The sequence below is a fragment of the Zhihengliuella alba genome, assembly GCF_039538765.1.
Classification (GTDB): domain Bacteria; phylum Actinomycetota; class Actinomycetes; order Actinomycetales; family Micrococcaceae; genus Zhihengliuella; species Zhihengliuella alba.
This window is the reverse complement of record NZ_BAABCJ010000002.1, coordinates 312,655-325,522: the sequence shown is the minus strand read 5'-3', so window position 1 is coordinate 325,522 and position 12,868 is coordinate 312,655. Positions and strand designations below refer to the sequence as shown.

The following is a 12,868-nucleotide window of genomic DNA, read 5'->3' as shown; positions in this document are numbered from 1 at the left end:
ACGAGGGAGTGCAGAGCGATGCCAGAACCCATGACCACACCCGGCACGACGCCGGTCGCCGAGCAGGCCGGCGCGCCCGGTCCCGCCGCGGCGCAGCCGGGTCCGGAGTCGGCTGCGGGGACACCCGCCGGGCCCCGCGCCGTCGTCCTCGTGTCGGCGCTGCTGCTCGGCGTCCTCTCCTTCCAGCTGAACGCGTCGATGGTGACGCCCGCGCTGCCGGACATCGCCCGTCACTTCGGCGTCGGCGCCGACTCGGTCGCCCAGGTCCAGTCGCTGTTCTTCCTCGCCGGAGCCATCTCCGGGCCGCTCATGGGTCGCTGGAGCGATTTCATCGGGCGCCGCCGCGCCCTCCTGATCGTCATCGCGGTGATGGCCGCCGGCACCGTGCTGTGCCTGGTCGCCCCGACCCTCGAGCTCCTCCTGGCCGGGCGTTTCCTGCAGGGCTTCTCGAGCGCCATCTTCGCCCTGAGCTACATCGTGATGCAGGAGAACCTCTCCCGGCGCGCCTTCGGCACCGCCGTCGGCGTCCTCGCCTCCGTCAACGGCGGCGTCGCCGGTTTCGACGGCTATCTCGGCGGCCTCATGACCGAGTCCCTCGGGTTCCGCTCGATCTTCTGGGTGATCCTCGGCCTGGCTGCCGTGGCCGCCGTGGCCGTCCTCCGCGTGGTGCCAGCGAAGCACGCGCAGGCGGCCACGGGCCGCATGGACTGGTGGGGCGCGGCGCTGCTCTCGGCCTTCCTCATCGCCCTGACGTACTTCGTCAATGCAGGCTCCGACGCCGGTTGGGGCTCGCCCCGCGCGCTGGCGCTTCTCGCGGCGACCGCGGTCGCGTTCGCGGCCTTCATCCTCGTCGAGCGGCGCCGCACGTCGCCCTTGATCGCCGTGCACCACCTGCGGTCGCGGCCCGTGTGGACGGTCGTGGCGTGCACCGTGCTGACGCTCGCGGGCATCTTCGCGATCATGAACTTCACCATCGTGGTCCTCAGCCAGGACGGCGAGCACGGCTTCGGACTCGCTCCGTCGACCGCCGCCCTGCTGTACCTGACGCCCGCCGCGCTGATCGGTGTCTTCGCGGCCCCGCTCGCCGGCTGGCTGACGGCCCGCATCGGCTGGGTCACCACGCTGCGCCTCGGGTCGGGGTTCACGCTCCTGGTCGCCGCGACCGCCGCCGTGTTCGTCGAGGACCGCTGGATCGTCCTCGCCGCCGTCGCCGCGCTGGGCATCACCTACAACGGCTTCTTCCTCACGGCCATCAACGGGCTCTCCGCGCTGCTGTCCCCGAAGGAGGCGCCGGGGACACTGCCCGGCATCAACGGGGCGTCGTTCGGCATCGGTGCGAGCCTCGGCGTCGTGCTGGTCGCCCCGGCCGTCGCCGGTGCCGAGGAGGGCGGCTACGCGCCCGCCCTCTGGATCTCCGTCGCCATCGCGGCCGCCGCCTTCGCCGTCGCCCTGCTGGTCCCGAAGCCGACCAGCGATGATTGACCCCCGACGCCCCGCCGCCGCACCGCACCCGGCCGACCCGAGCGCCGTGCACCCGAAACCCCTGGAAGGACCCCGCATGACCATGCCCGTCTACTTCGACTGCGACACCGGCATCGACGACGCCCTCGCCCTCGCCTACCTCGTCGCCCAGCGGCACGCCGACCTGCGCGGCGTCGGCACCGTCAGCGGCAATGTCGACGCAGCACAGGCCGCCCGCAACACCCTGGACTTACTGGCCGTCCTCGGCCGGGACGACGTCCCGGTCGCCGTCGGCGAGCACGACTTCCTGACCCACCCCTACGACGGCGGCGCCCCGCACGTCCACGGGGCCAACGGCATCGGCGGCGCCCGGCTCGAGCCGGCCGGCCGCCCCGTCGACGGCCGGTCCGCGGCCCAGCTGCTGGTCGACCTGGCCCACGAGCACCCGGGCACGCTCCGGGTGGTCGCGGTGGGCCCCCTGACGAATCTGGCCCGCGCGCTCCAGCTGGAGCCCCGGCTGCCCGAGCTGATCTCCTCCGTGACCGTCATGGGCGGCGCCGCGCTCGTCCCGGGCAACGTCAGCCCCGTCGCCGAGGCCAACATCGCCAACGACCCGGAGGCCGCCCAGGCCGTCGTCTCCGCCGGCTGGCCCGTCACGCTGGTCCCGCTCGACGTGACCATGGCCCATGTCCTCGAGCACGAGCACCTCCAGCGGCTCGAGGACGCCGAGCAGGAGGCGCCGCGTCTCCTCGCCTCGATGCTCGGCCACTACTTCGAGTTCTACCGCGACATCTTCGGCCGGGCGTGCTCGGCGATGCACGACCCGCTCGCCGTCGCCGTCGCGCTCGGCACGGCCGTGGCCGACGCCGCCCCGCGGGTCCCCGTCGTCGTCGACACGGGCGACGGCCCCGGCCGCGGGCAGACCATCTGCGACCTCCGCGGGCGCTACCGCGGCCTCGCTGACCACCCGGAGGCGACGTGCCGGGTGGTGCTGGGCATCCGATCCGACTTCGCCGAGGACCTCACCCGGGCGCTCACGGCTCCTGCGCCTGCGGCCGCCGCCGGGGTGTCTGCGTGAGGCCCGCGGCGCCGCGACGACGGGGCCGCCGGGGCGCTCCCGGAACGGGGGACTGCAAATGAGCCGGGGCACGCCTAGACTCGGGGTTGTGACTGACGAGCTGATCCGCACCGCGTACTCTCCCGACTTCGACTTCCGCACCCTGCCCAAGGTGTCGCTCCACGACCACCTGGACGGCGGGCTCCGCCCCGCCACCATCGTCGAGCTCGCCGCCGAGGCGGGTCACGAGCTGCCCACGACCGATCCGGAGGAGCTGGGCCGCTGGTTCCTGGAGTCCGCGGACTCCGGCTCCCTCGAGCGCTACCTCGAGACCTTCGACCACACCATCGCCGTCATGCAGACGCGCGAGGGACTCCAGCGCGTGGCCCGTGAATTCGTGGAGGACCTCGTCGCCGACGGGGTCGTCTACGGCGAGATCCGCTGGGCACCGGAGCAGCACCTGCGCCAGGGCCTGAGCCTGGACGACGCCGTCGAGGCCGTGCAGGCCGGTCTCGACGAGGCCGTCGCCGCCGCCGAGGCCGACGGCCGCTTCATCAAGGTCGGCCAGCTGGTCAGCGCCATGCGCCAGTCCGACCGCGGCACCGAGATCGCCGAGCTCGCGCTGCGCCACCGCAGCCGCGGCGCCGTCGGCTTCGACATCGCCGGCCCGGAGAACGGGTTCCCGCCGTCGCGCCTCGAGGAGGCGTTCACCCTCCTGGCGAACAACATGTTCCCGGCCACCGTGCACGCCGGGGAGGCTGACGGCATCGAGTCGATCCGCGAGGCGCTCGTGATCGGCCGCGCGCAGCGGCTGGGCCACGGCGTCCGGGTCGCCGAGGACATTCAGATCGAGTTCGGCGGCGTCGACGACGACGGCGAACAGGTCGACGAGTCGACCGGTCTGGTCACGCTCGGGCCGGTCGCGAACTGGGTCCGCGACCGCGGCGTCCCGCTCGAGGTCTGCCCGTCGTCCAACCTGCAGACCGGCGCCGTCGAGGCGTGGGGCGAGAGCATCGAGACGCACCCGATCGACCTGCTCTACCAGACGGGCTTCAACGTCACCATCAACACGGACAACCGCCTGATGTCCGGTGTGAGCCTCTCGGACGAGTTCGAGCTGCTCGTCGAGGCCTTCGACTACGACCTCGACGACTTCCTCGAGCTCACGCTCAACGCCGCCGAGGCCGCCTTCCTGCCCCTCGAGGACCGCGAGACCCTGGTCGAGTACATCAACGACGCCTACGCCGAACTCGGCGCCGGCGAAGAGTCCGACGGCGCCGGGGAGTAGCCCTGACGGCCTCACCGAGCACCCCGGCCGGCCCGTCCGCGTCGAGCCCCGCATCCGCCCGCACGGGCGGGCCAGGGGCCGCGCGGACGGGCCGCCGCGTCTCCGCGGTGATGCGGCTCCTGGGCATCATCGACGCCCTGCGCACGCACTGCGCCTGGACCCGGCGGCTGACGCATGCCTCCCTCGTCGAGTACCTGGTGGAGGAGAGCTACGAGCTCGTCGAGGCGATCGAGGACGCCCGCCCGCCGGAGGAGGTCCGCGGCGAGCTGGCGGACGTGCTCCTGCAAGTGGTGCTCCACTCGGCGATCGCCGACGAGCACGGGGCCTTCGACTTCGCCGATGTGGCGGAGGAGCTCGCCGACAAGATGGTCCGGCGGAACCGGCACGTCTTCGCGGCCGACGGCACGCTGCTGGGAACCTACCCGGACTCGATCGAGGAGATCGTCGCCTCCTGGGACGAGGCCAAGCGGGCCGAGCGGGAGGCCGCCGGCCCGGCGGAGGGCTCCGCGTCCAACCCACTGCACAGCCTGCCCCGGCACCTGCCCGCGCTCTCCCTGGCGGACAAGGCGCTGGGGCGTGCCGAGCGCTGGGAGTCGGCCCTCGGCCGCAGCGGCTCGACGCCCCCGGTGCGGTCCGGCGGCGACGGCCGGGCGGCGTCGGAGGAGCCGCTGCTCGCCGACGAGGAGGAGCTGGGCGAGCACCTCCTCCAGCTCGTGGCCGCCGCCCGTGCGCGAGGCTGGGACGCCGAGCGCGCCCTGCGCGGCGCGGTGACACGCTTTACCGACGATGTGACGCGGGCGCTAGGCTAGGGCTCGTGGCCCACCGGAGTGCCGCGTGATGACGGCCGAATCCGATCCAACCTGAGGAGTTTCCATATGGCCCTGATTGATGCCATCCACGCCCGCGAGATTCTCGATTCCCGTGGCAACCCGACCGTCGAGGTCGAGGTGCTGCTGTCCGACGGCTCGCTGGGTCGCGCGGCCGTTCCCTCCGGTGCCTCCACCGGCGAGTACGAGGCCGTCGAGCTCCGCGACGGCGACAAGGGACGCTACCTGGGCAAGGGCGTGCAGAAGGCCGTCGACGCCGTGATCGACACGATCCAGCCGGCGCTTCAGGGCATGGACGCCACCGACCAGCGGGCCGTCGACCAGACGATGATCGACCTGGACGGCACCCCGAACAAGGCCAAGCTCGGCGCCAACGCCATCCTCGGCGTCTCGCTCGCCGTCGCCAACGCCGCGGCCGAGGCCTCGAACCTCCCGCTGTACAAGTACCTGGGCGGCCCGAACGCGCATGTCCTGCCGGTGCCACTGATGAACATCCTCAACGGCGGTTCCCACGCGGACTCCGACGTCGACATCCAGGAGTTCATGGTCGCGCCGATCGGCGCCGAGACCTTCTCCGAGGCGGTCCGCTGGGGCGTCGAGGTCTACCACAGCCTGAAGTCCGTGCTGAAGGAGCAGGGCCTCGCCACCGGCCTCGGCGACGAGGGCGGCTTCGCACCGAACCTGCCGAGCAACCGCGCCGCGCTGGAGCTGATCGTCGAGGCCATCAAGAAGGCGGGCTACCAGCCCGGCACCGATGTCGCGCTGGCCCTGGACGTCGCCTCCTCCGAGTTCTTCGAGAACAGCGCGTACCAGTTCGAGGGCAAGGCGCTGTCCGCTCAGGAGATGAGCGACTACTACGCCGGCCTCGTCGCCGACTTCCCGCTGGTCTCCATCGAGGACCCGCTGGACGAGAACGACTGGGACGGCTGGAAGACGCTCACCGACGCGATCGGCGACAAGGTCCAGCTGGTGGGCGACGACCTGTTCGTCACCAACCCGGAGCGCCTGGGCGACGGGATCGAGCGCGGGACGGCCAACTCCCTGCTCGTGAAGGTCAACCAGATCGGCTCGCTCACCGAGACGCTCGACGCTGTGTCGCTGGCTCAGCGCAGCGGCTACACCACCATCACCTCGCACCGCTCCGGCGAGACCGAGGACACCACGATCGCCGACATCGCCGTGGCCACCAACGCCGGCCAGATCAAGACCGGCGCCCCGGCCCGCTCCGAGCGCGTCGCGAAGTACAACCAGCTGCTCCGCATCGAGGAGGAGCTGGGCGACGCGGCCGTGTACGCGGGCCGCGACGCGTTCCCGCGTTTCAACGGCTGAGCGTAGAACTCAGCGCGTAGAGTGGGAGGGGAGTCGTCCGCGGACGGCTCCCCTCGAACTTTCCCGTCGCCGTGCGGCGACCACCCAGCGCCGAGGCCCAGGAGGACAGCGTGACGACCCGACGCCCCAGGATGCCCCGTGCGGGCAACGGTGCGCCGCGTCCTCCCCGTCCGACCGACCGGGAGGACGCCGTGGAGACCCGGAGCGCACGGTCGGACGATCCCCAGCGCCGACCGTCCGGTGATCGGCAGTCCGGTGGTCAGCAGTCCGCCGGGAGGAAGCCGGCCGGGGGCCGAGTGCCCGACGGCCGGCAGGCCGGGAACCGGTCCGCCGCCGATGGCCCGGGCGCCCGTCCCGGGAGCACCCGGCCCCAGCAGGCGCAGGCGAAGCGGTCCGGGACGAAGCCGTCGCAGCCGAGGACCGACCAGGCGAAGCCTGCACCGGCGAGGTCCTCCCGGAACGACGGAGCGCCGGCGGTCCTGCGGCTGCCGAAGTCGGAGGCCCGGCTGCGGCAGCGCGCCGAGCTCTCGGGCGCCATCCGCTCGGGCCGCCCCGGCTCGGCCGAGCCCGGTGCTGGCCCGGATGCGGCCGGGACGCAGGAAGCGGCCCCGGTGCCCGCGCGCAGCTTCTCCGGCCGGCTGATCGCGCTCGCCGTCGTCCTCGCGGCTGTCACCGCGCTGCTGCTGCCCAGCGTGGGCGTCTACATGGAGCAGCGCAAGGAACTGACGGCGCTGCAGGAGACGATCGCGACGCTCGAGGCCGAGCAGGAGCATCTGGAGACGCAGGTCAAGCGGTGGGAGGATCCCGCCTACATCCGGCAGCAGGCACGCGAGCGGATAAACTTGGTGATGCCCGGCGAGCGGAAGTACATGGTGGTCGGAGAGCCTCCGCAGGCCGCCGGGGAGCCGCTGTCGGCGAATGCGAGTCCCTCGGATGTCCCCGCGGACCTGCCGTGGGTCGACGCCCTGTGGGACTCCGTCAAGCGCGCAGCCACTGATTAAGACCGCCACCACACGCCCCGAGCAAGGAGACCCGTGCAGTCCACGCCCGGCCCCGAACGCCATGAATCCCTCAGTCCGGACCAGCGCGTCCCCAGCGAGCAGGACCTGGACACGCTCAGCCGTCAGCTGGGACGGCCGGTGCGCGACGTCGTCGAGATCGGCGCCCGCTGCGTCTGCGGCAATCCGCTCGTGGCCACCACCGCGCCGCGCCTGAGCTCCGGCATCCCGTTCCCGACCACGTTCTACCTGACGCACCCCGTCATCACCTCCGCGATCTCGCGGCTGGAGGCCGCCGGGCTGATGCAGGAAATGACCGACCGACTCGCGGCCGATCCCGTGCTGGCCGCCGCCTACCGCGCGGCGCACGAGGACTACCTCGCCGCCCGGGACGCGATCGGCGCCCGCACCGGCGTCGGGCCCGTCCCCGAGATCGCCGGGGTCAGCGCGGGCGGGATGCCCGAGCGCGTCAAGTGCCTGCACGTCCTGGCGGGCCACTCGCTCGCGGCGGGACCGGGCGTGAACCCGCTCGGGGACGAGGCCCTCGCGGGCATCGCCGAGTGGTGGACCGCTGACCGCTGCTATTGCTCCGGCGCCTGGGACACCGAGGGCGACGCCCCGGACCGGGACCGCAGCCGGCACGTGAAGACCCAGGAGATGCAGGACCCGGAGGCCAAGAAGCGCGCCCGCGCCGAGGCCCGCGCCCGCCGCGAGGCGGGGGAGTAGGAGACACCATGCGCGTTGCAGCCATCGACTGCGGGACCAACTCCATCCGTCTGCTCATCGCGGACGCGGTGGAGCAGGACGGCGTTCTCGGCCTCGAGGACGTGGAACGGGAGATGCGGGTCGTCCGCCTCGGCCAGGGCGTGGACGCGACGGGACGATTCGCCGAGGAGGCCCTCGAGCGGACCTTCGACGCCCTCGACGAGTACACCGCCCTCGTCCAGCGGCACGGCGTCGAGCCGGGCGCCGTCCGCTTCGTCGCCACGAGCGCCACCCGCGACGCCGCCAACCGGGACGTCTTCATCGAGGGTGTCCGCGACCGCCTCGGCATCGAGCCCGAGGTCGTCAGCGGGGACGAGGAGGCGACCCTCAGCTTCGCCGGCGCGGTATCCGTCCACCCGCCGCGGAACGACGAGCGCGTGCTCGTCGTGGACCTGGGCGGCGGCTCGACCGAGTTCGTCGCCGGCACCGCCGACGGCGTGGACGCCGGGCTGAGCACCGACATGGGATGCGTCCGCTTCACCGAGCGCTTCCTGCGCTCGGACCCGCCGACGGCCGAGGAGGTCGAGGCGGCGACCGCCGAGGCGCACCGATTCCTGCGCGAGGTCCAGGGGACGGTGGACCTGACGTCCGTCGACCGGGTGATCGGCGTCGCCGGGACGATCACGACCATCACCGCCCATGCCCTGGACCTGGACCAGTACCGTCCGGAACGGATCAATGGGGCCGCGCTCCCGCTCGGCGTCGTCGCGGCCGCCGCGACTGAGCTCCTCGAGCTGCCCCGGGCGCGCCGCGCCACCCTGCCCTACATGCACCCCGGGCGGGTCGACGTCATCGGTGCCGGCGCGCTCATCTGGCGCACGGTGGTGCAGCACCTCGGCGAGGTCACCCAGGGCCGCGTGGGCGTGGCCGGCACCAGCGAGCACGATATCCTCGACGGCATCGCGCTGAGCGTGGTGGACCGCCTGGTCGCCGAGAGCGCCGCCTCCCTGCCGGAGTGAAGATCCCCACCGAGTCCACCGTTCCGCCGCGATCCCCAGGAGGATGCATGGAGACCGCTGCCCGACCGCCCGCCACGCCGGCACGCACGGGGCGCACCGCCGTGGCCGGAGGCCCCGCCGCGGGCCTCGGCCGCGCGGCCGCCTCCTTCGTCGCCGCCGTGGTCGTGGCCGCCGGCGCCCTGCTGGGCGGACCGGCCGCCGTCGCCGACCAGCCGCGCGAGGACCAGTACTGGCTGAAGGACTACGGCATCACCGAGGCCTGGAAGGTCAGCCACGGCGAAGGGGTCAAGGTCGCGGTGATCGACACCGGCGTCGACTCCTCGCACCCGGACCTGACGGGCAACGTCGTCGGCGGCATGGACGCGTCCGGGGCGGGCGCCCCGGACGGGACCGAGCCCATCGGCGCCCTGCCCGAGCACGGGACGCTCGTGGCGACCATGCTCGCCGGGCACGGGAACAACAAGACCGCGGTGGCCAAGGCCGAGGCGGAGGCGGAGCAGCAGAAGACGGCCTACGAGACCGCGAAGAAGACGGCCGAGGAGGAGGGGACGACGCCCCCACCGGAGCCCGAGCCGATCGAGATCCCCGAGCCCGGCCCCGGCCCCGACGGCATCATCGGGGTCGCGCCCGAGGCGGAACTGCTCACCGCCTCGCTGTGGCTCGGCTCGGAGAACCCCTCCGGGGTCACGGTCGAGCAGCAGATCCCGCGCGCCGTGCGCTGGGCCGTGGACCAGGGCGCGCAGGTCATCAACCTCTCCCTCGGGTCCACGAGCACGTCCTGGCCGCAGAGCTGGGACGATGCCTTCAGCTACGCGGAGCAGAACGACGTCGTGGTCGTGGCCGCCGCGGGCAATCGCTCCGGCGGCATGATGCAGGTCGGCGCGCCCGCCACCATCCCCGGCGTCCTGACCGTCGCCGGCGTCAACCGGGCGGGCGAGGCCAGTTGGGACGCGTCCACCCGCGGCATCACCATCGGCGTCGCCGCGCCGGCCGATCCGCTCGTCGGCGGCCTTCCCGGGGGAGGCTACGCCAGCTGGTCCGGATCCTCCGGGGCAGCCCCGCTCGTCTCCGGCGTTGCGGCCCTGATCCGCGCGGAGTACCCCGAGCTCAGCGCCGCCGACGTGGTCAACCGGATCCTCAAGACCGCCGACGACGCCGGCACGTCCGGTTTCGACAACCTCTACGGCTACGGGCTCCTCGACGCCGACGAGGCGCTGACGGCGGACCTGCCCTCGGTGGGGGAGAACCCGCTGGGCAGCATCTCCGAGTGGATCCGGGTCCACCGGCGCGCGGACGCCGACCCGAGCCCCGCCGCCGACGGCGCCGTCGAGGGGCCCGCGCCGACGAGCGAGCCGATCGCCGCCGTCGAGCCGGTGTCCCCGGAGCCGCCGGGCACAGTGATCGCCCCGGTCGTCGTCGTCGGTTTCGGCGTGCTCGCCCTGGGCGTGCTCGTCGCCGGCGGGGTGCACTTCACCCGGGCACGGCGGGCCGCCCGCGGCGCCCAGAACGCCGATCGCGCCCTGATCGACGGCCGCTGGACCGTGGGCCGGGACGGCCACGACCCGTTCGACGAGCTTCCCGAGCGGGGCTAGCCGGCGCCTGACCTCGGGGCTAGTGAAGATTTTCACAAGAGCGCCGATCCGGGCTATGCTGGAGTCATGCCTAACACTCTCCAGCTCTCGGACCGCCCGCGCATCCTGGTCGTCGGCGGTGGCTACGTCGGCCTCTACGTCGCCATGAACCTGCAGAAGAAGGTCAAGGCCCACGGTGGCATCGTCACCGTCGTCGACCCGCTGCCGTACATGACCTACCAGCCGTTCCTCCCCGAGGTCGCCGGCGGGCAGATCGAGCCGCGCCACGCGATCGTCAGCCACCGCTCGCACCTCCGCCACGCCGAGCTGATCACCGGCCGCGTCACGGCGGTCGACCACGCCAACCGCAAGGCCGTCGTCGCACCCACCGAGGGCGAGCCCTTCGAGCTGGAGTACCAGGACGTCGTCATGGCGGCCGGCGCCGTGACCCGCACGTTCCCGATCCCGGGGCTGGCCGAGGCCGGCATCGGCCTCAAGACCATCGAGGAGGCCGTCGCGCTGCGCGACCAGGCGCTCGAGCGCGTCGAGACCGCGTCCATGCTCGCCGGCGAGGAGCGCGCCCGCGCTCTGACCTTCGTCGTCGTCGGCGGCGGGTTCGCCGGCATCGAGGCCATCACCGAGCTCGAGGACATGGTCCGCAAGGCCGTCGCGAAGAACGACCGCGTCGCGCAGGACGAGGTCCGCTTCGTGCTCGTCGAGGCCATGGGCCGCATCATGCCCGAGGTCACCGAGGAGCAGGCCGAGTGGGTCGTCGACCACATGCGCTCCCGCGGCATCGAGGTCCTCCTGAACACCTCGCTGGCCAAGGCCGAGGACGGCCTGCTCGAGCTGACCGACATGAAGGACAAGTCGTCGGCCGGCAGCTTCGGCGCCGACACCCTCATCTGGACCGCAGGCGTCATGGCGAACCCGATGGTCCGCTCCACCGACTTCGTGGTCGAGCAGCGCGGCCGCCTCGTGACCGGCCAGGACCTGCGCCTGACCAACGAGGATCGCACCGAGGTCATCGACGGCGCGTGGGCCGCCGGCGACATCTCGGCCGTCCCGGACGTCACCGGCGGCCTGCCGGACGGCACCTGCGTCCCGAACGCGCAGCACGCCGTGCGCCAGGCGAAGCTCCTCGCGAAGAACCTCTACGCGCACCGCTACGGCGTCGGCTCCATCAAGCCGTACAAGCACAAGAACCTCGGCGCCGTCGCGGGCTTCGGCTCCTGGAAGGGCGTCGCCAAGGTCATGGGCGTCAAGCTCAAGGGAGCCCCGGCGTGGGTCGCCCACCGCGGCTACCACGGCATGGCGATGCCGACCTTCGAGCGCAAGTTCCGCGTGGTCGGCGACTGGTTCTCGTCCCTGTTCTTCAACAGCGACACCACCCGCATCGAGGGTCTGCAGGACCCGCGGGCCGCCTTCGTGGAGGCCGCGACCCCGAAGAAGAAGGAGGAGGCCGCCAAGTAGGCGCCTCCCCGCCCGGCCGGACCGCCCCGCGGAGCCGGTAAACTGAACGGGCTGCCCCCTTGGCCCAATTGGCAGAGGCAGGAGACTTAAAATCTCTGTGTTGTGGGTTCGAGTCCCACAGGGGGTACCCCGCGAACGCCCCAGCCGGCTCCGGACCACCGGAGCCGGCTGGGGCGTTCGGCGTCTCCGGGACGGCGCATCCTGGCCGGCCGGGAGACCGTCTGACCGGGGAACTCCCAGACACCGCGGAGCGTTGTACCCGGTAGAGTAGACAGCAGTGACGCGCACCATGCGCGCCGGCCAATTTCGAGGAGACAACTCATGGCACTCGGGGGTAACCCAGTCTTCAACTCGCGCAACTACCGCGAGCAGACCGGCCGCGCCGGCAACGGCGCGGCGGTCGACGCACACCAGGCGCAGGGCATGAGCGTCGACCAGCTGCAGGACCTCTACAACCGGCCCGCCGCGGGCCCGGCCGAGACCGGCCGGATGACCTACGGCGACGTCATCAACAAGACGATCTTCTGCTTCATCGGCGTCCTCGCCGGCGCCGTCGTCGGCTGGCAGCTTCCCGGCCTGATGCTGATCGGCGTCATCGCCGGGCTGGTCCTGGGCCTGGTGAACGCCTTCAAGAAGGAACCGTCGCCCGTCCTGATCATGCTCTACGCGCTGGCGGAGGGCCTGTTCCTCGGCGGTCTCTCCGGCGTCATCGACGGCATGTACCCCGGCGCGGCCATCCAGGCCGTCGCGGCCACGTTCTCCGTCTTCGCCGTGACGCTGGTCCTCTACCGCTCGGGCAAGTACCGCGCCACCCCGAAGATGACCCGCATGTTCATGATCGCGATGGGCGCCTACCTGGTGTTCTCCCTCGTGAACTTCGGCCTCATGATGTTCGGTGCCGTCGACGGCATGTTCGGCCTGCGCTCGGGCTGGCTCGGACTGGCCATCGGCGCCCTCGCCGTGCTGCTGGCCACGTACGCGCTGGTCCTGGACTTCACCTCGATCGAGCAGGGCGTCCGCCAGGGCGCCCCGGCCAAGTACTCCTGGTCGGCCGCCTTCGGGCTGACCGTCACGATGGTCTGGCTCTACGTGGAGATCCTGCGCATCATCGCCATCCTCCGCGGCGACGAGTAGCCGCCG

General features: G+C 72.4%; 11 protein-coding genes and 1 tRNA gene. All 12 read left to right on the top strand.

The window, feature by feature from the left end; all coding sequences use genetic code 11:
- Nucleotides 1-30 precede the first annotated feature (30 nt).
- The 12 genes from ABD784_RS07195 (at nt 31) to ABD784_RS07140 (ending at nt 12,862) form a co-directional block, all read left to right on the top strand.
- Nucleotides 31-1,482, top strand: a complete 1,452-nt coding sequence (locus tag ABD784_RS07195) for an MFS transporter (protein WP_344882109.1) — start codon at nt 31-33, stop codon at nt 1,480-1,482.
- A 76-nt stretch (nt 1,483-1,558) separates the two neighbouring features.
- On the top strand, nt 1,559-2,539 hold the full coding sequence (locus ABD784_RS07190) for a nucleoside hydrolase (RefSeq protein ID WP_344882106.1): 981 nt from the start codon (nt 1,559-1,561) through the stop codon (nt 2,537-2,539).
- An 88-nt stretch (nt 2,540-2,627) separates the two neighbouring features.
- On the top strand, nt 2,628-3,806 hold the full coding sequence (locus ABD784_RS07185; protein ID WP_344882104.1) for an adenosine deaminase: 1,179 nt from the start codon (nt 2,628-2,630) through the stop codon (nt 3,804-3,806).
- A gap of 110 nt (nt 3,807-3,916) precedes the next feature.
- Entirely contained in the window at nt 3,917-4,615 is a 699-nt protein-coding gene (locus tag ABD784_RS07180; protein WP_344883464.1) for a MazG nucleotide pyrophosphohydrolase domain-containing protein, read from the top strand.
- Between the two features lie 66 nt (nt 4,616-4,681).
- On the top strand, nt 4,682-5,962 hold the full coding sequence (eno, locus tag ABD784_RS07175) for a phosphopyruvate hydratase (protein ID WP_344882100.1): 1,281 nt from the start codon (nt 4,682-4,684) through the stop codon (nt 5,960-5,962).
- Between the two features lie 110 nt (nt 5,963-6,072).
- On the top strand, nt 6,073-6,963 hold the full coding sequence (locus tag ABD784_RS07170; RefSeq protein WP_344882097.1) for an FtsB family cell division protein: 891 nt from the start codon (nt 6,073-6,075) through the stop codon (nt 6,961-6,963).
- Nucleotides 6,964-6,996: 33 nt separating this feature from the next.
- On the top strand, nt 6,997-7,686 hold the full coding sequence (locus ABD784_RS07165; RefSeq protein ID WP_425582940.1) for a DUF501 domain-containing protein: 690 nt from the start codon (nt 6,997-6,999) through the stop codon (nt 7,684-7,686).
- Between the two features lie 8 nt (nt 7,687-7,694).
- The gene (locus tag ABD784_RS07160) at nt 7,695-8,684 is read left to right on the top strand and encodes a Ppx/GppA phosphatase family protein (RefSeq protein WP_344882094.1); all 990 of its coding nucleotides are present in this window, start codon (nt 7,695-7,697) and stop codon (nt 8,682-8,684) included.
- A gap of 47 nt (nt 8,685-8,731) precedes the next feature.
- Entirely contained in the window at nt 8,732-10,276 is a 1,545-nt protein-coding gene (locus ABD784_RS07155; protein ID WP_344882091.1) for a S8 family serine peptidase, read from the top strand.
- A 66-nt stretch (nt 10,277-10,342) separates the two neighbouring features.
- Nucleotides 10,343-11,728 carry an NAD(P)/FAD-dependent oxidoreductase gene (locus tag ABD784_RS07150; RefSeq protein ID WP_344882088.1) on the top strand — a complete coding sequence of 462 codons (1,386 nt, stop codon included), beginning with the start codon at nt 10,343-10,345 and terminating at the stop codon, nt 11,726-11,728.
- A gap of 53 nt (nt 11,729-11,781) precedes the next feature.
- Nucleotides 11,782-11,855: transfer RNA gene (locus ABD784_RS07145), tRNA-Leu, on the top strand.
- A gap of 194 nt (nt 11,856-12,049) precedes the next feature.
- A complete protein-coding gene (locus ABD784_RS07140) occupies nt 12,050-12,862 on the top strand; it encodes a Bax inhibitor-1/YccA family protein (RefSeq protein ID WP_344882085.1) in 813 nt (270 codons plus the stop codon).
- Nucleotides 12,863-12,868 lie beyond the last annotated feature (6 nt).

Coding starts and splice junctions, on each gene's coding strand:
- ABD784_RS07195 (WP_344882109.1), top strand. CDS start 31: ATGACCACACCCGGCACGACGCCGGTCGCCGAGCAGGCCGGCGCGCCC.
- ABD784_RS07190 (WP_344882106.1), top strand. CDS start 1,559: ATGACCATGCCCGTCTACTTCGACTGCGACACCGGCATCGACGACGCC.
- ABD784_RS07180 (WP_344883464.1), top strand. CDS start 3,917: ATGCGGCTCCTGGGCATCATCGACGCCCTGCGCACGCACTGCGCCTGG.
- eno (WP_344882100.1), top strand. CDS start 4,682: ATGGCCCTGATTGATGCCATCCACGCCCGCGAGATTCTCGATTCCCGT.
- ABD784_RS07160 (WP_344882094.1), top strand. CDS start 7,695: ATGCGCGTTGCAGCCATCGACTGCGGGACCAACTCCATCCGTCTGCTC.
- ABD784_RS07155 (WP_344882091.1), top strand. CDS start 8,732: ATGGAGACCGCTGCCCGACCGCCCGCCACGCCGGCACGCACGGGGCGC.
- ABD784_RS07150 (WP_344882088.1), top strand. CDS start 10,343: ATGCCTAACACTCTCCAGCTCTCGGACCGCCCGCGCATCCTGGTCGTC.
- ABD784_RS07140 (WP_344882085.1), top strand. CDS start 12,050: ATGGCACTCGGGGGTAACCCAGTCTTCAACTCGCGCAACTACCGCGAG.